The organism is Herbaspirillum sp. CAH-3 (genome assembly GCF_009668275.1).
Classification (GTDB): domain Bacteria; phylum Pseudomonadota; class Gammaproteobacteria; order Burkholderiales; family Burkholderiaceae_D; genus Herbaspirillum; species Herbaspirillum aquaticum.
This window is the reverse complement of the sequence record NZ_VSWE01000004.1, coordinates 1-17,574: the sequence shown is the minus strand read 5'-3', so window position 1 is coordinate 17,574 and position 17,574 is coordinate 1. Positions and strand designations below refer to the sequence as shown.

16 protein-coding genes and 1 pseudogene are annotated in these 17,574 nt (G+C 64.6%); 10 read left to right on the top strand and 7 right to left on the bottom strand.

Features of this window, described 5'->3' with window-relative positions:
* The first annotated feature begins 113 nt into the window (after positions 1-113).
* Positions 114-956 carry an aldo/keto reductase gene (locus FYB76_RS06140; protein WP_154133026.1) on the top strand — a complete coding sequence of 281 codons (843 nt, stop codon included), beginning with the start codon at positions 114-116 and terminating at the stop codon, positions 954-956.
* Positions 957-968: 12 nt separating this feature from the next.
* On the opposite strand, the gene FYB76_RS06135 is transcribed toward FYB76_RS06140, so the two are convergent.
* The 5 genes and pseudogenes from FYB76_RS06135 to FYB76_RS06115 all read right to left on the bottom strand — a co-directional run bounded on the left by FYB76_RS06135 (position 969) and on the right by FYB76_RS06115 (position 6,736).
* Entirely contained in the window at positions 969-1,634 is a 666-nt protein-coding gene (locus FYB76_RS06135) for an aspartate/glutamate racemase family protein (RefSeq protein WP_154133025.1), read from the bottom strand.
* Between the two features lie 22 nt (positions 1,635-1,656).
* Positions 1,657-3,109 (bottom strand): annotated as a pseudogene (locus FYB76_RS06130) (MFS transporter).
* Positions 3,110-3,525: 416 nt separating this feature from the next.
* Complete coding sequence (locus FYB76_RS06125) at positions 3,526-4,374, bottom strand: MurR/RpiR family transcriptional regulator (protein ID WP_154133024.1); 849 nt, start codon at positions 4,372-4,374, stop codon at positions 3,526-3,528.
* 141 nt (positions 4,375-4,515) lie between these two features.
* A complete protein-coding gene (locus FYB76_RS06120) occupies positions 4,516-5,772 on the bottom strand; it encodes an Hsp70 family protein (RefSeq protein ID WP_154133023.1) in 1,257 nt (418 codons plus the stop codon).
* Between the two features lie 217 nt (positions 5,773-5,989).
* Positions 5,990-6,736, bottom strand: coding sequence for an SDR family oxidoreductase (locus FYB76_RS06115; RefSeq protein WP_154133022.1), 747 nt, complete (start codon positions 6,734-6,736; stop codon positions 5,990-5,992).
* Between the two features lie 129 nt (positions 6,737-6,865).
* Here FYB76_RS06115 and FYB76_RS06110 point away from each other — a divergent pair, with 129 nt between their 5' ends.
* Complete coding sequence (locus tag FYB76_RS06110; protein ID WP_154133021.1) at positions 6,866-7,756, top strand: LysR family transcriptional regulator; 891 nt, start codon at positions 6,866-6,868, stop codon at positions 7,754-7,756.
* 10 nt (positions 7,757-7,766) lie between these two features.
* Here FYB76_RS06110 and FYB76_RS06105 read toward each other — a convergent pair whose 3' ends face one another.
* Both FYB76_RS06105 and FYB76_RS06100 read right to left on the bottom strand, forming a co-directional pair.
* On the bottom strand, positions 7,767-8,522 hold the full coding sequence (locus tag FYB76_RS06105) for a CDP-diacylglycerol diphosphatase (RefSeq protein ID WP_154133020.1): 756 nt from the start codon (positions 8,520-8,522) through the stop codon (positions 7,767-7,769).
* Between the two features lie 85 nt (positions 8,523-8,607).
* A complete protein-coding gene (locus FYB76_RS06100) occupies positions 8,608-8,964 on the bottom strand; it encodes a helix-turn-helix domain-containing protein (RefSeq protein ID WP_034330473.1) in 357 nt (118 codons plus the stop codon).
* A gap of 285 nt (positions 8,965-9,249) precedes the next feature.
* On the opposite strand from FYB76_RS06100, the gene FYB76_RS06095 reads away from it, so the two are divergent.
* The 8 genes from FYB76_RS06095 to FYB76_RS06060 all read left to right on the top strand — a co-directional run bounded on the left by FYB76_RS06095 (position 9,250) and on the right by FYB76_RS06060 (position 17,506).
* Positions 9,250-9,828 carry a hypothetical protein gene (locus FYB76_RS06095; protein ID WP_088755825.1) on the top strand — a complete coding sequence of 193 codons (579 nt, stop codon included), beginning with the start codon at positions 9,250-9,252 and terminating at the stop codon, positions 9,826-9,828.
* Between the two features lie 204 nt (positions 9,829-10,032).
* Positions 10,033-10,440 carry a biopolymer transporter ExbD gene (locus tag FYB76_RS06090; RefSeq protein WP_154133019.1) on the top strand — a complete coding sequence of 136 codons (408 nt, stop codon included), beginning with the start codon at positions 10,033-10,035 and terminating at the stop codon, positions 10,438-10,440.
* On the top strand, positions 10,440-11,159 hold the full coding sequence (locus FYB76_RS06085) for an energy transducer TonB (RefSeq protein WP_154133018.1): 720 nt from the start codon (positions 10,440-10,442) through the stop codon (positions 11,157-11,159). The genes FYB76_RS06090 and FYB76_RS06085 overlap by 1 nt, the downstream gene beginning before the upstream one ends.
* 82 nt (positions 11,160-11,241) lie before the next feature.
* Entirely contained in the window at positions 11,242-13,683 is a 2,442-nt protein-coding gene (locus tag FYB76_RS06080) for a TonB-dependent receptor (protein ID WP_154133017.1), read from the top strand.
* 74 nt (positions 13,684-13,757) lie between these two features.
* Positions 13,758-14,402, top strand: coding sequence for a MotA/TolQ/ExbB proton channel family protein (locus tag FYB76_RS06075; RefSeq protein WP_154133016.1), 645 nt, complete (start codon positions 13,758-13,760; stop codon positions 14,400-14,402).
* A gap of 31 nt (positions 14,403-14,433) precedes the next feature.
* Complete coding sequence (locus FYB76_RS06070; protein WP_154133015.1) at positions 14,434-15,684, top strand: phospholipase D-like domain-containing protein; 1,251 nt, start codon at positions 14,434-14,436, stop codon at positions 15,682-15,684.
* Positions 15,685-15,799: 115 nt separating this feature from the next.
* Positions 15,800-16,264 (top strand): Lrp/AsnC family transcriptional regulator, encoded by a 465-nt coding sequence (locus FYB76_RS06065; RefSeq protein ID WP_154133014.1) that lies wholly within the window; start codon positions 15,800-15,802, stop codon positions 16,262-16,264.
* 165 nt (positions 16,265-16,429) lie between these two features.
* The gene (locus FYB76_RS06060) at positions 16,430-17,506 is read left to right on the top strand and encodes a saccharopine dehydrogenase family protein (protein WP_154133013.1); all 1,077 of its coding nucleotides are present in this window, start codon (positions 16,430-16,432) and stop codon (positions 17,504-17,506) included.
* Positions 17,507-17,574 lie beyond the last annotated feature (68 nt).

Genomic DNA, 17,574 nt, shown 5'->3' with positions numbered 1-17,574 from the left:
CCGCCGGATGTTGCCGCACGGCATTGCCGAACAGACGGCAAACAAGGCGGGCGCCATGAATCGATGCGCAAAATGGGTTCTAATGATCTTCCGCCACTGATGAAGGAGCCTCCATGCAGCCCATCCCACTGATCACCCTGCGCAATGGCGCGCAAGTCCCGGCCCTGGGCCAGGGCACCTGGAACATGGGCGAGTCGGCCGCAGCAGCCGGTGCCGAGGTCCGCGCCCTGCAGGCCAGCATCGACCTGGGCATGACCCTGATCGATACCGCAGAAATGTATGCCGATGGCCAATCCGAGCGCATCGTCGGCCGCGCCATCGCCGGCCGCCGCGAACAGGTCTACCTGGTCAGCAAGGTGTTGCCGCACAATGCCAGCGAGCGCGGCACCATCGCCGCCTGCGAGGCCAGCCTCAAGCGCCTGGGCACCGACCACCTGGACCTCTACCTGCTGCACTGGCGCGGATCGCATCCGCTGGCGGCCACCATCGCGGGTATGGAGACGCTGATGGCGCAAGGAAAAATTGGCGGATGGGGGGTGAGCAATCTCGATACCGATGACATGGACGAACTGGCCGAAGCGCCCGGTGGCGAACAGGTGCTGTGCAACCAGGTGCTCTACAACCTCTCGCGCCGGGGGATCGAATATGACCTGCTGCCGCAGGCAACGCAAAGCGATATCGCCGTGATGGCCTATTCGCCCATCGAGCAGGGGCGCATCCTCAAGCAGCCGGCCCTGAAGGCCATCGCGCAGCGCCACGGCGTGACACCGGCGCAGGTGGCGCTGGCGTGGGTGTTGCGGCGTCCGGGGGTGATCGCTATTCCCAAGGCCGCCGATGTCGCGCACGTCCAAGCCAACCGCGCCTGCCTGGACCTGCACCTGAACGAAAATGACCTCACCGAACTGGATGCCGCCTTTCCACCGCCACGGCGCAAGCAGCCGCTGGCGATGTTGTGAAGCAATGGCCCCTCAGGCCGCTGCTTCCAGCGCTTGCAAGGCCTTGAGCAGGTAGCGAACGGCGGCAGGAATCGGTGCAATCACCGGTACCGGGAAACGCTGCGCCAGTGCCAAGGCCGCCTGCCCCAGGGGGCCGCCGCCAATGACCACCGCCTCGGCACCATCGCGCTCCACGCAGGCGCGCACGGCTTCTGCCAGCGCCTCTTCCAGCGCCTGCGGGTCGGCCGCCAGCACGCGCGGATCACCGGCGGTCAGGCGGATGCCGGTATAGCGCCCGGCGACTCCCGCCTGCTGCGCCTTTTCACCAATCACGTCAGCCAGCTCCGGCGTGACGGTGGCCACACCGAAGCGGCGCCCGCCCTCGGCAGCCTCCAGCATCGACGCTTCACACAGCCCGGCGACGGGGCGGCCATCGAGCGCACGCAGGCGCTCGATGCCGGGGTCGCCGAAGGCGCTGATGATGGCGCCCACGCTGTGCCGTCCGCCTTCTCGCCAGTTGCGCTCGACCTCCGCTCCCGCTGCGGCCAGTTCCACGGCATTGACGATCATCCCCGGCCCCTCCCGCGCGCTCACGCCGCTGAGCGCGTATCCCGCTGGCAGCGTGCTGCGGGCAATGGCCACCATCATCTCGGTGGTGGCCTGGGAGGAATTGGGATTGATCAACAGGATATGCGGCATGCCAGACTCATGAAAAAGAACATCAACTACGCGCAGCGACCGCCTGCACCACGGCGTCCGGCGCCGTCTCCTGCAGCGGTGCATCGGGCGACTTGCCATAGGTCTCGGGCACGGTGCGGATGGCCACGGTGAAGATGCCGTACATGACGGCGATCATGCCAAACACGCCGGCCAGGCCGAAGGCATCGAACAGGCGTCCGGCCACCAGCGGCATCAGGGCACCGGCCGCCGTGCCGGTGGCGAGGATGAAGGCGGTGCCGAAGGCGCGCACGCGGGTCGGATACAGCTCCGGCGCGAAGATCCAGATGGTGGTGTTGAGCAGCAGCACGAAGAACTGGAACACCGCACCCGCCGCCAGGATCAGCACGATGCTCTTGGCCAGGAAGCCGATGGCCAATGCCGCCAGGCAGGCAGGCACAGATTGCACCGACGGTCAGCACGCGCTTGCGCGGCAGATGGAATCCGAATACCGAGGCAGCAATCGCCCCCAGCAGGCTGCCGCTCTGCATGACCATGGTGAACAGCAGGCTTTTGGAGATGGTGTAGCCCAGGCTCACCAGGATGGTCGGCATGAGCGTGAGCACCGAGATCTGCGCGCCGTAGGTCATCCAGATGGCGATGCACAGCGGCAGCGTGCGGCGCGCCAGCGCGCCCTGGAAGATTTCCATGGAGCGCACCTTGGCCGGGGCGGCCTGCTGGCGGCTGCCATCGTCGCTGATCCAGTCCCGGCCTTGGGGTGCCGGGCCGGAGAGCTTGCCGCTGGCCAGCCGCGCCAGGACCTCGTTGGCCTCGGCGATCTTGTGGCGGGAGAGCAGGAAACGCGGCGTCTCCGGAATGTAGCGGCGATAGAAGGCCCCCAGCAGCGCCGGCAGCATCAGGCAGAAGAACAGCCAGCGCCAGCTGTTCTCACCCGGGAACAGCGTAAACACCAGCAGGCCGAAGGCCGGCGCCAGGAAATTGCCCATGCCGCCCGCACCCACATTGACCAGGCCCACGGCGGTGCCGCGAAACTTGCTGGAACAGAATTCGGCCAGCATGGTGACGGCAATGGCGATCTCGCCACCGAGACCGAAACCGACGATGGCACGGCCCACGGCCATGACGGTCAGGTCCGGCGCCAGCGCGCAGATGCCGGCCCCCAGCGTAAAGAGCAGCAGGTCCAGGCTCAGCATGACGCGCCGGCCATAGCGGTCGGCTACCAGGCCGGAGACGATGCGGCCGATGGCGGCGCTGGCGAAGGTGACCGTATTGAGCAGGCCGATGTCGGTCGCCGTCAGGCCCCACTGCTGCTTGAGCAGCGGGCCGACCAGGCCAATGGCGTTCTGTTCGAAGCTGTCGAACAGACAGCCGATCAGGATCAGGAAAATGATGGTGTGATGCGAACGGGTCACCCCGATCTTGTCCAGCGCGCCGTCCAGTTCGGCCACGCGCGGCGAGTGCGGCAGGTCGGGCGATGAAAGTGTGGGTCCGGCCATGGTCTGCTCCTCTTGCGTTGGAAGGTCCAATGAGTGCTGCTCGGTGTGTGCATCGGATGATGCGAGGCTGTGAGACCACGGCGACCTGACCTTGCGGCCGTGAAACTACTGTAGTCCAGCATGCCCAGAAATGAAAGTATGATTTCAATTTATATTGATAATTGAAATTTGAATTTCATTCCTGCAGCAGCACTAGCAACCTGCGTGCCAGCCATCGGTCCCGTATGAAATCTGGATTTCAGGACGAAATGACCTGCCGGAAGAGCCCGGCATGCGCCGCAAGAGGGCATGCAGCGCGGTCAGCGCACTGCCAAGGGGCAGCACGCATGAAAATCGTGAGTCAAAAAAGGGGAGATTCTGAAATCAGGATTTCAATGTAGAAAGAAGGCAATTCTCCAACATTCCACCGCAGCAACTCAATCGAAGTCGCCCAGCTCCTCGTGCTCCTGCTCGACCGCCGCCAGCCGCTTGCGGCCGGCCGCACCGCTGGCTTCAATCACCAGGGTAGACAACAGATCACACAGCGCCATCACGCCGACGTGATTGTCCAGCGAGCCGGGACCGCGGCAATATGCCTGCAGCGACCAGGTGGCCGGCGCATAGTCGGCCGAGGCCTGGTCGCTGATGTAGAGCAGATAGGATCCCGCGCGCGTGGCCGCCTCCAGCAAGCGTTCCATCTGCCCGGTCTGGCGGCGCGTGCCGAAGACGATCACGCAATCGCGCTCGGACAGACCGGCGGTATATTCGGCGAGGGTCTCGCCCGGCCCCGGCAGGCAGCTCACGCGCGGCAAGACCTGGATGATCTGCCAGCGCAGGTAGAGGGCAAAGGCCTGGCTGCTGCGGCTGCCGAAGATCAGCACCTGGGGCGCACTGACGATGGCGCGGGCGATCTCGGCCAGGGTGGCGTCGGAGAGGCGCTCGAAGGTCGCCGCCAAATTCTGCTGGGATTGCTGGAAGTGCGCCGCCACCGAACGGACCTGGCGCGCTGCAGCGGGGCTGCTGGCATGGAACAGCGGGGAGCCGGTTTCCTGTTCCTCGCGCACGTGGCGGCGTGCTTCCTCGTAGCTCTCGTAACCGACGCGGCGGATGAAGCGGCTCACGGTCGACGGCGATACCCCCGCCAGTTGCGCCAGCTCATTGCCGGCATAGCTGGCCAGCTCGCCCGGAAACTCCAGCAGGAAGTCGGCCAGCTGGCGTTCGGTACTGGAAAGTTCGTCGAGTTTGCTGCGCACGCGGCGCACGAAGGATTCGGCAGAAGGTTTCATGTCGGTGCGGGGCAGGTCCGCAATGCAGTTCGATGCGGGCGGTCGTGACGCCGTGGCGGGCGAACAGCTTCATATCGCCGCACACCCACGCAATCCCGACCGGGTGGCCGCATTGTATAGCAGCCAGGCGCTCCTGCGGCGTCAGCTGAACTTGCGCGCAGCGTCGATGGCCAGGCCGCTGCCAATGCTGCCGAACAGGTCGCCTTCCACATGCCGCGCCTGCGGGGCCAGCGCACTGATGCGTTCACGCAGCAGGCGCACGCCGCTGGAGCCGCCGGTGAAGAACACGCTGTCGATATCGTCGGCGCGCAGGCCGGCCTGCGGCAACAGGGCCAGCACGGTCTGCTCCACCGATTGCACCAGGTGGTCGACGGCACCGTTGAAATCGCTGCGCAAGAGCGGCAACTGCTCGGGCTGGCGCAGGCGGTCCAGGTCCAGCAGGGTCTGCTCGGCACTGGAGAGCGCGATCTTGCCCGCCTCCACCTGCAGCGCCAGCCAGTGGCCGCAGCGCTGCTCGACCACATCGAGCAGGCGCGCGAAACGCTCGCGGTCGGCCACTTCGCGCGCCACGTCCTGCAGCTGCTGCCAGGCCTTGCGGGTGTAGAGCTGGTTGATGGTGTGCCAGGTGGCCAGGTTGAAATAATAGCTGGAGGGAATCTCGGCATTGCCCTGCAGGCGGCCGCCCAGGCCCAGCAGCGGCATCACGCAGGCCAGGCTGAAATACTTGTCGAAGTCGGTGCCACCGATATGCACGCCGCCATTGGCCAGGATGTCCTCGCGCCGCTCACTGCGCGCAGCGCGCTCGGGCGAGAGGCGTACCAGCGAGAAGTCGGAGGTACCACCGCCGATGTCGACAATGAGTACCAATTCTTCCTTGTCGATGCGCGACTCGTAATCGAAGGCGGCGGCAATCGGTTCGAACTGGAAGGCGATGTCCTTGAAACCGACATCGCGCGCAATCTGTTCCAGCGTGTCCTGGGCCAGCTGGTCAGCGGCCGCATCCTCATCGACGAAGTGCACCGGACGGCCCAGCACCACCTTGGAAAAAGAGGTACCGGCAGCGCGTTCGGCGCGCTGCTTGAGCTCACCGATGAACTGCGAAAGCAGGCCACGATAGGGCAGCGCCCGGCCGCCCACTTCCGTCTGGCCATCGATGGCGCCGGAACCGAGCAAGCTCTTCAGCGAGCGCATCAGGCGGCCTTCGTAGCCGGCCAGGTATTCGCCCAGGCCGGCGCGGCCATAGCTGAAGCTGTTCTCGTCGGCATTGAAGAACACCACCGAAGGCAGCGTGGCCTTGCCGTCTTCCAGCGGCAGCAGCAGGGAATCCCCGGCCTGCGGACGCAGCCAGCCGACCGTGGAATTGGAGGTGCCGAAATCCACACCGCACGCGTTCGCCATCGATCACTCCTTCTTTTTTGGGTCGGCAATCATATAGAAAACCACCGTGCTTGTCTGCACGGCGTCATGGCGGCGTTTGAAGCAAACAACATGCCGCCGCGAAATCATTGCCGACTCGGCAATGGCAGGATGACAAGCCAACGAAAAACGGCACCGCCAGGCAAGGCTGCCCGGCGGTGCCGCTCCATGGCACTGGCTGAAAACGGCTGTGGAAAACTTAAAACTCCTGGGCCACCGGGCGCAGCACCACCTCGCTGATATCCACATTGGCCGGCTGCTCGATGGCATAGGCAATGGCGCGCGCCACCGAATCGGACGGAATCTGGTTGGCCTCATACCAGGCCAGCAGGGCTTCCGAGGTTTCCTGGTCGCTGCTGTGGGTCTTCAGCTCCGAATCCACCGCCCCCGGGGAGATGATGGTGGTGCGCACACCGTCCGGTGCTTCGGTGCGCAGCCCTTCGGTGAGGGCACGCACCGCGAACTTGGTGGCGCTGTAGACCGTACCCATGCCGGCGAAGACCTTGATGCCGGCCACCGAGGACACGTTGATGAAATGGCCCGAGCCCTGCGCGGCAAAGCGCGGCAGCGCGGCGGCCACACCGTAGAGCACGCCCTTGACGTTGACGTCGATCATGCGGTCCCATTCCTCGACCTTGAGCTTGGCCATCGGGGCCAGCGGCATGATGCCGGCGTTGTTGACCAGCACGTCGATGCGGCCGAAGTGTTGCTCGCCCTTGGCGACCAGGGCCTCCACGTCGTCGCGGCGCGCCACGTCAGTGGTCACGGCGATGGCCTGGCCACCGGCGGCGGTGATCTCGGCCACCAGTTTTTCCAGACGTTCGGTGCGGCGTGCACCCAGTACCAGCTTGGCGCCGAGGGCAGCCAGATGGCGTGCGGTGGTTTCGCCCAGGCCGCTGCTGGCACCGGTGATGACGACGACTTTATCCTTGATGTTGTTGCTCATGATGAATTCCTTTCCAGTGATGGGGGTTGGCTTGCCGTTGCTGCATGTCGATGGAAGGATTATGGGTGGCGCCACTATGCCAAACAATGGAAATGATAAGATTACAGAATTCCATTTTCAGGAATCATCATGCTCAACCGACTGGAGATGCTGCGCATCTTCTGCGCTGCCGCCGATACCGGCAGCTTCAAGGACGCCGCCATCCGGCTCGGCATTTCACCGCAGGCGGTCACCCGTGCCATCCAGGAACTGGAGCGCCTGCAAGGCGAGATGCTGTTCCATCGCAATACGCGGCAGGTGCGCATCACCAGCTTCGGCGAAGCGCTTGCCGAACGCGCCCGGGCCAGCTTGCGCGACCTGGATGGGCTCTTCGAGACGGAGGCCGCCAGCCCGGCCGACGAGATGAGCGGACTGGTGCGCCTGGCCGCACCGTCGGCGCTGGGACGCAGCCGCTTGCTGCCCATCGTCGAACGATTGGCGCAGGCCCATCCCGGCTTGCGTTTCGACCTGCGCCTGACCGATCAGCGCGCCGACGTGGTGGGAGAGAAGATCGACATCGGCATCCGCGTGGGCACCGTGCCGGATAACCGCTTCGTGGTGCGGCGCCTGGGCAAGGTGCGTTTTCATGTGGTGGCCACGCCGCGCTTCCTGCGCCGCCATGGCATCCCGGAGGATACCGAGGCCCTGCGCGCCCTGCCCTGCACGGCCATGCTGGACCGGGGCACGGGCCGGCCCTGGCCCTGGCTGTTCGCGCAGGAGCAGCAGTGGATGGCCGATCACGCACGCTTTCTCTGCGATGATTCCGAGGGTGAATATCTGTTGGTCAGAAGCGGCGTGGCCATCGGCCAGATTGCCGGTTTCCTGTGCGAGGACGACATCGCGGCCGGGCGCCTTGTGCCAGTCATGACCGACCACGAACCCGATCCCTGGGACATGTACCTCTACCGCCCGCAGCGCGGCCCGGTACCGCCGCGCCTGCGGCTGGTGTTCGATACGCTGGTGCGCGAATTTGCCCAGTGATGGCGCAGGCCTACCAGCGGCAGTCGTGATCCATAAGCACCTCGGCACTGCCCTGCTCCTCGCGGTCGAAATTGACCGGCATGTTGACCAGGAAGAAGCCGGTGCTGCCATCAGCAAACCGCGCGCCGGTCAGCAGCAGTGACTGCGAGGCCATGTTGTCGGCCGCATAGGCACTGCGGGCAGCGGCGAGCTTGAAGGGATCGTGCCGTGCCAGGGCATCGGCAGGCAGGCGCATGACCCAGTAGCGATGCCCTTCGAAATACCACGGCAGCCATTGCTGCAAGGGGTCACCCCGGTGATCGGCCAGGCTGGCCGCCACATCGCGGCGCATGCAGTCGATGTGCAGATGCAGGTGCAATTGCGAACGGCCGGCTGCCGAATTGATTTCAACGCCCAGCTGTTCATCGGTGAGCGGACGGCCCAGGGCCTGCGCCACACGCCCCCGCTGTTCCCAGGCATGGGCCCAGTAGTTGGGTGCATCCGGCTCCAGCAAAGCGGGACTTTCAATGCCGGTGAGCCGCCGGGTCGGCATGAGCAGGTATTGCGCCGGGCCGACGATGTCCTTGAGGACCACGAAGCCACGGGCCAGGTCGACCATCACGCAAGGTTGCGGACGGCCGGTAGCCTGCATGCCGGGCACGCATTGCTGGCTGGTGATTTCCCACAGCTTGTGGGGATCGGCGGCCTGGGCCGGCGAAGCTGGCAGCGCCAGCCAAAGCCCCAGCAGCAGGGAAAAGCAGGAAGGAAAACGGGAAGGCAGTCGCATCGTAACCGTCCGGAGCGAGGGGCAAAGGCCGAGCAGGGTAGCGGGCCGGTGTTTCCGCAGGATGACAGCGAGGGGGCGTGAGGGATTACTTGTCGCGCGTGGCCTGGACCAGGCACTTGGAGAGCTTGTCGAAATGCAGCCAGGCAGCCTGGCTCAGTTCGACCTGCTTGCGGCGCGGATCCTCGGTATCGGCCAGCACGATCCAGCCCTTCTCGCGCATGGATTTGAGGCGTGCATGCAGCATCGCGGGCGAACCGAATTCGCTTTGCGCCATCAGGTCGCGCACCGATAGCCGCTGCTGGTCCTGGCCGGCGCGGGCGATGAAGGCCAGGATCCGGTCTTCGAGCGGATCCAGCGTGGCCAGTGACGGCAATCCCCGCAGTGCTTCGGCCAGTTGCAGAAATCTCAGGTAGATATCCGCCGGCCGCTTGTTTTTACCCATATGGCGATGGTGTTGGTTGTTGTGGTGCAAGTCCGGAACCTGCCAGGTACGTACTGCGCGTAACACGCGCGCGCGACATTGTTCCAGAATTGATAGCGAATCATACGCCGGGCCCGGCTGAAAGTGCAATCTTTACCGCCTTGACCGGCAGCAATGCCGCCGGCGCGACCGTTTGCGCGCCGATTGGCGAGGCTTGCGCGCCACACTGCTGAAAATTGTTGAAGTGCGGCGCACCGCCGCATTGGGTAACATACGCGCCGTTCCGCATGTCCCAGCCGCCCCGCCATGCCAGCCTCATCCGACCACCCTGCCGTCCTGCGCACCCACCTGGCCGCCATCGCCGGCACGGCGCTGTGCTATTTCCTGTTCTATTCCATCAATGAATGGCTGTTCCGTCGCACCCAGTTCACCGAGGGCATCGCCTGGATCTACCTGCCGGCCGGGGTGCGCCTGATCTGCACCCTGCTCTTTGCCGAGGCCGGCTGCGTGGGGCTGCTGGTCGGCTCGCTGGCCACGGCGGCCACTTACCAGCTGTTCCCGCATGACCTCATCGCCGCCGCCGGCTATTGCCTGATCTCGGCCGGGGCACCCTACCTGGCCTACCGCCTCACCCTCTCCGGCATGGACCTGGGGCGCAACCTGGCCAACCTCAACACCACCCGGCTCATGGCCTGCATCCTGCTCTATGCGCTTTCCAATCCACTGTTCCAGCTGATCTGGTTCGTCATGCGCGGGGTCTATCCGGATTTCTGGAGCGGCCTCATCGTCATGTCCATCGGCGACCTCTCGGGCTCGCTGATCGTGGTCTACCTGTGCAAGCTGCTGCTGTCGCTGCTACCCCGCATGCCGCTGCCGCGCCGCTGATCGCAGGGCGCATGCTGTCGCCGACAGGCGTCAGCTCCTGCGACAGAGACCGGCTTACGGGTCACTTGAAGCAACATTTTCTTCACGCCGGTTAACACCAACCTGCATGGTGTAATACGCCCGACATATTTCCTCGCTACGCTGCGCATCGCTATAAAAACTATAGCGCTACAAATCGTATAACGAAGCTTCGAGGAGGTTGGCATGCGCAGTTGGGACGAACCCAAGAAACGAAAGGCCCGCGTCGAGATCATCCCGATGATCGACGTGATGATGTTCCTGCTGGTCTTCTTCGTGCTGATCAGCCTGAACGTGATTCCGGCCCTGGGCCTGAAAACCCAGCTGCCCAGCTCCTCCACCGCACAGGACCTGAAGCCCCAGACCAAGGCCGTCATCACCGTCGCCAAGGACGACGTGATCCAGGTCGATGGCGAGAACACCACCCTGGACGCGCTCACCGCGCGCCTGGACAAGCTGCGCAAGGAAGGCGAAAAACTCAACCTCATCATCAACAGTGACCGTGGCGTGGAAGTGCAGCGCCTGGTCGACGTGATGGATACGCTCAAGAAGGGCGGCTTCGACTCCATCTCGATTGCCACCCGCAAGCAGTGATGATGAACGCTCCCGCCCTCTTCCGTTTGCGCGAACCGCTGGCCACGCTGCCCTCGCTGGTGGTGCTGGCCGTGCTGATCCTGGCCGGCGTGCAAAAGGCCACCGAATTGCAGCGCAAGGAAGACCCGCAGCCGGTCCAGATCTCGCTGATGGAAGTGCCACCACCACCACCACCGCAGCCCAAGCCGCAAGTGGAACCGCAACCCAAACCCGTAGAGCCGCCGAAGAAACAGGAAGCGCCCAAGCCCGTGGCCAAGCCGGCCCCGGTCAAGCAGGCGCCAGCACCGGTTGACCCGGCCCCGCCCTCGGCAAACGCACCGATCCTGCCAGCCACGCCGCCGCAACCCAGCGCCCCGGCCACCCCTCCGGTGCAATCCGCACCGGTAGCGCCACCGTCGCCGCCACCGGCCAACACCGCCAACATCGAACAGACCTACGTGGGCCAGCTGCGCGCGCATCTCAACAGCATCAAGCGCTATCCGACCGGACGCGAGGCCAGCACCTTGCGCCCGCAAGGCAAGGTGCGCGTGTGGTTCGTGCTGAAGCGCGATGGCAGCGTGGTCGACAGCGGCATCGAGAGTTCATCGAACTCCATGCTGCTCGATGATGCCGCCCGCAAGACCATCAACCGCGCCGCCTTCGCGCCCTTCCCGGAAGAGAGCTACAAGGGCGAGAGCACGCACCGGTTCACCGCCGACCTGGAATTCATTCCCGTCTGACGCGGCGCCCTGCAACGTACCGGGGCCGCACACCGGCCGCCACAATTTCAACAGCAGTCCAACAAACCCAGGGGAACACGACATGCAATGCAAACTCACCCGGCTGTCCTTGCTGATATCCGGGCTCTTCATGGCAGGCGCGCCGGCCTTTGCCTTTGCCCAAACCACCACCGACATCGGCACCGTGACCGTGCAGGGCGGCGGCAGCGCCAGTGCCGGTACTGCCGCGGCCACCGGCCTGATCCAGGCCGAGGATTCGCCCAAGGCGCGCAGCTCGGTCAACCGTGACTACATCGAGAAGCAATCGCCCACCGGCACGCCCTACCAGATGATCAACCTGCTGCCGGGCGTGAACACCTACGACAACGACGGCTCGGGCCTGTTCGGCGGCAACATCCGCGTGCGCGGCTTCAACAGCGACCAGCTGGGCTTCACCATCAACGGCGCACCGGTCAACGACTCCGGCAACTTCGCGGTGTATCCGCAGGAGTACACCGAGCCCGACAACCTGTGCAACGTCTTCGTGACCCAGGGCTCGACCGATACCGAAGCCCCGCACGTGGGCGCCACCGGCGGCAACATCGGCATGACCTTCTGCGCACCGGAAGACCAGCAGCGTATCCGCGTGACCAATGCCTTCGGCTCCAACAGCCTGTGGAAGCGCTATGTGCGCTTCGATTCGGGCAAGCTGCTGGACAACAAATTCAAGTTCTTCATCTCGTACTCGAAGAGCACCGCCGACAAGTTCAAGGGTCCGGGCGGCGCCATCAAGGATCACGTCGACATCGGCACCAACTTCGACCTGGGCCAGGGCAGCTTCATCAATGCCAACCTGCTCTACAACCGCCAGCTCAACAACAACTACCGGTCGCTGACCAAGACCCAGATCGCCCAGCTGGGCCGCAATGCCGACTTCGGCAGCACCGTGCCGCAGCACCAGCCTGCGGTGGCCGGTACCGCCCAGAACGACACCACCTATGCGCCCAACGTGGCGGCCAACATCGCCAACAACGCCTACTACGCCTACAACCTCAATCCCTTCGAGAACTGGCTGGGCACCATCAATGCGCACTTCCAGCTGAGCCCGACTTCCAGCCTGGATGTCGATCCCTATTTCTGGTACGGCTTCGGCACCGGCGGCAACCAGCTGCAGACCGTGCGTGAGGGCGGCGTGTCCGGTGCCAGCCAGCTCGGTGGCGGCGCACGCGACATCAACGGCGACGGCGACCGTCTCGATACCGTCTACGCCTACGAAGGCAGCCGCACCCGCACCTATCGTCCGGGCGTGACCTTCAAGTTCAACCAGCAGCTGGACAACCACCGCATCCTGGCCGGCTACTGGGTCGAGCGCGCACGCCACCAGCAAACCGGTCCCTTCAGCCGCGTGGACAACAACGGCAACATCGCCGACCTGTGGCAGGACAGCTCCGACCTGTGGCTGCGCAATGCCGATGGCTCCTTCCTGCAATACCGCGACACCATGACCGTCAGCACGGCGCAGTCGATCTTCCTGCAGGACAGCATCAGCATGATGAACGACAAGCTCAACGTGCAAGTCGGCGGCCGCTACTCCTCCATCGACCGCGACTTCACCAACTACCCGAGCACCGGCTCCACCAGCGGCACCAACAGCTATTCCAGCGCCGGTTTCTACAAGGTCAAGAAGAACTACGCCGACTTCCTGCCCAGCCTGGGCGTGCGCTTCCAGCTCGATGAGAAGCAGTCGGTGTTCTTCAACGCCGCCAAGAACTTCAAGGCACCGGGCAACTTCTCCTACTTCGGCCTGCTCTCGGGCGGCACCATCGTCAACGGCCAGCTGGTCGGTGCCACCCAGCGCGAAGTGCCGGTGGACAAGGAAACCTCCTGGAACTACGACCTCGGCTACCGCTACAACACCGAGAAGTGGATGGCCTCCGGTTCGCTGTTCTACATCGATTATCACAACCGCATCGCCAGCGCCTACAACCCGAGCACCAACAACAAGACCGACTACAACGTCGGCGACGCCAGCTCGCACGGCCTGGAACTGGAAACCGGCTACGCCTTCACGCGCAACCTGTCGATGTACGGTTCGCTGTCCTACATCAAGAGCAAGATGAAGCAGGACCTGCGCAACGGCTCGACCCAGTTCCTGCCGACCTCCGGCCGCGAGTTCCCGGATACGCCGAACTGGCTGTCGGGCCTGTCGCTGCAATACCAGCAGGATGGCTGGTACGTGTTCGGCCAGGCCAAGTACACCGGTCGCCGCTACACCACGCTGGTCAACGACGATGCACTGGGTGGCTACACCCTCTTCAACGCCGGTGCCGGCATGACCTTCGCGTCCACCACCTGGTTGAAGAAGCCGACGGTGCGCCTGAACGTCTACAACCTGTTCGACAAGCAGTACCTCAACCTCAACGGCGGCAGCGGCAGCCAGTTCACCACCAACGCAGTGGCGGTCAACGGCATCCCTGGCACCGATCCTTCGCTCTACATCGGTGCCCCGCGCACCTTCACCGTCACCCTGACCGCGGATTTCTGATCGCGGCCTGAACCGGGCGGCCCGCACCTGCACACCAGCAACACGGGCCGCCCCTCACTGCAAGAGAGGCAAGCATGAACATGCAATTACTCCACGAACTGGCCTTCTACCTGATGTACGCCTGCGCGGCGCTGGCCATTTTCGTCATCGCCGAACGCGGCCTGTTCTTCGGCTACACCATGCGCCAGGCCACCGGCCTGGAGCGCGCCATGACGCACGCGGTGCAGCACCTCGAGGAACTGCCGGCCGAGCTGACTTCCCGCCCCAGCCTGCCGCTGGCACTGGTGTCGGACATCCTGGCCGAGAAGCATCACCTGCATACCGAGAAGGACCTGGAAGATTTCAGCGAGTCGGTCTACATTGCCAAACGCGGCGAAGTGCAGCAGCGCCTGTGGATCCTCGATACCATCGTGACGGCCGCGCCCCTGCTGGGCTTGCTGGGCACGATCCTGGGCATCATCGATACCTTCAAGGCACTGGCGGTCTCGGGCGTATCCGATCCGGGCCAGGTATCGCAGGGCATCGGCACGGCGCTCTATGCGACGGCACTGGGCATCGGCATTGCGGTGGTCGGCATGTTCTTCTTCAACCTGTTCCAGGAACGCATCGAGCGCATCAACGATCACCTGAAGGTCCTGATGCTGCGCGCCTGCGTCGGCCGCCTGAACCAGCAGCCGCAACACAGCCCGCAACCGCAGGGCAAGCTGCACATCGCCTGAGCGCAACACTGACTTCTCCCTTGCCGACATCATGATCCTCGCACCACGCCGTCTCCTGCTTCGTCTCGCCGCCGCCTTCGGGCTGGTTGTTTCGCTGGCCACACCGGTCCGGGCCGAATTCGCCATCCCGGGCTTCGAGCTGGTCCATACCGTCCCGCGCGAGACCGCGCTGGCCACGCCCGACCTGCGCGATGCGGCCGTGGTGTGGAAGGAGATGTTCGACAGTGCACAGCGCGAGATCGTGTTCGGCCAGTTCTACGTAGCCGGGCAGGACGGCGAGGCGCTGGACGACATCATGGCGCACCTGGAGGCCGCCGGACGGCGCGGTGTGAAGATCCGCTTCCTGATGGAAAAGAAGGGCGAGTTCGCCTCGGTCCCGGCCACCATCGAGAAGCTCAAGCGCATCCCCAACCTGGAGTTCCGCCAGATCGATTATTCCCGCATGACCGGCAACGGCATCATCCACGCCAAGTATTTCGCCGTCGATGGCCGCAGCGCCTATGTGGGCAGCCAGAACTTCGACTGGCGCTCGTTCTCGCACATCCATGAAACCGGATTGAAGATCACCGATCCGGCCGTGGCGGCGCAGGTGCAGGCTATCTTCGAGATCGACTGGGCGGCGCAGGCGGCCATCGCCGCCGGGCAAACCCCGGTCATGACCAACCGCAGCGTGGTCCCGGCCGATGTGGCGCGCGGCAATTACCTGGTGGCCAGCCCGAATGCCTACAACCCGCCCGGCGTGGGCGATTCGCAAAGCGAGCTGGTACGCCTGATCGGGGCGGCACAACAGGAAGTGCGGGTGCAGTTGCTGGACTACGCGCCGCTTTCCTACGGCCCCAACCATACCCGCCCCTATTACGCCGTCATCGATGATGCCCTGCGCGCAGCGGCCACGCGGGGCGTGAAGATCAAGCTGATGGTCTCCAACTGGAACACCGAGGCACCGGCCATCCGCTACCTGCAAAGCCTGGCGCTGCTGCCCAACGTGGAGATCCGTATCGTGACCCTGCCGCAGGCCAGCAGCGGTTTCATCCCCTTCGCCCGGGTGATCCACACCAAGGCCATGAGCATCGATGGCAAGGTGGCCTGGGTCGGCACCAGCAACTGGGCCGGCGGCTACCTGGACAACTCGCGCAACCTCGAAGTGGTGCTGCACGACGCCGCCATGGCACAGCGCGTGGCGGCCTTGCATGAGCAGACCTGGAGTTCCCCGTACGCCCAGCCCATCGATGTGCTGAAGGTCTATCCCAAACCGGCCAAGGGCAAGCCCGCCTCGGAATGATTCGACCCGGGAGCGGCGTTTCTTGGCCGCTTCCCGCCACTGCGCGCCTGCTGGTCTACACTGACGAAATGTAGCGTTGTTTCGTCATTGTGTAGCATCGACCAGGAGAACCGGGATGACCAGGCTGGACCAACTCGACGACATCGACCGTCAACTGCTTTCCATCCTGCAGCTCAACGCCCGCGAACCGGTGGCCGAAATCGCCCGCCGCCTCGGTGTGGCGCGCACCACCGTGGTAGCCCGCATCGAGCGGCTGGAACAGACCGGCATCATCGGCGGCTATACGCTCAAGCTCGGGCGCGACGTGGTCGACGCCAGCCTGCAGGCCTACGTGGGCGTGACCGTGCAGCCGCGCGCCGGACGCGACGTCATCCGCCGCTTTAGCCGCATCCCGGAAGTCCACCAGCTCTGCGCAGTCAGCGGCGAATACGATTACGTGGCCTGGCTGCGCGTGAACACGCCCGAGCAACTGGACAAGATCCTGGACCAGATCGGCGAGATGGAGGGCGTGCTCAAGACCACCACCTCGGTGGTGCTGGCCCGCAAGATCGACCGTGGGGATGCGGCCAGGACGCGCTGAAACGCGCATGGATTTCGCCGGATTGCATGACTCATGCTGCAAAATGACGAAATCGCACTACAAAGTGACGAAACCTGCGCTACTTTCTGACGATCTGGCAATGGTTTCCGTCACGGCGGCTTCCTAGAATGAATCATCGTATCCACCTTCATTCAGGAGCCCCTCATGCGTACCGTCCTCCTCGGCTGCGGCCACATCGGCCAGACCATCGCCCGCCTGCTGGCGCAATGCGGCGAGGGCCGCGACTACAGCGTCACCATCGCTGACCGCGATGCGGCGGCCCTGCAGGCCATCGCGGGCGTGCATGCCGAAAAGGCCGTGGTCGACTCGTCCGATCCACAGGCCTTGGCGGCCCTGCTGCAGCGCGCCGACGTGGTCATCAATGCCCTGCCCTATCACATGGCCACGAGCGTGGCCACGGTCGCGCGCCAGACCGGCACCCACTACTTCGACCTCACCGAGGATGTGCAGGCAACCCGTGCCATCGCAGCGCTGGCCGAGGATGCGCCCTGCGCCTTCATGCCGCAATGCGGGCTGGCCCCGGGCTTCATCGGGATTGCCGCGCACCATCTGGCAGCCGGCTTTGAAGAAGTGCACGAGATCAAGATGCGCGTCGGTGCGCTGCCGCAGTATCCGACCAACGAATTGAAATACAACCTGACCTGGAGCGTGGACGGCCTCATCAACGAGTACTGCCATCCCTGCGAAGCCTTGCGCGACGGCGAGCGGGTCATGGTCGATCCCCTGGCCGACCTCGAACACTTTTCGCTGGAAGGGGTGGAGTACGAAGCCTTCAATACCTCGGGCGGCCTGGGCAGCCTGTGTGAGACCCTGGCCGGCAAGGTGCGCAATCTCGACTACAAGTCGGTGCGCTACCCCGGCCACCAGCAGCGCATGAAATTCCTGCTGGGCGATCTCGGGCTGCGGCATGATCCGGGCTTGCTCAAGGACATCCTGCGCAAGAGCGTGCCGGCCACCTTGCAGGACGTGGTGCTGGTGTTCGTCACCGTGAGCGGACTGCGCGAGGGCAAGCTGATGCAGGAAGTCTTCACCCGCAAGATTGTCGCGCAAGAGCGTGCAGGCCGGCGCGAAAGCGCCATCCAGGCCAGCACGGCCGCCGGCCTCTGTGCGGCGCTGGACCTGTTCCGCGCAGGCCGCTTGCCCGCACGCGGCTTCATCCGGCAGGAACAGATCAGCTTGCCGGAGTTGCTCGGCAACCGCTTCGGCGCGGTGTATGCCTGAATGGACGCTGCACGCCAGCCAGTGGACAAGTTGAATTGCCGCAGAGGGACCAGGGCCGTGGGCCGGTG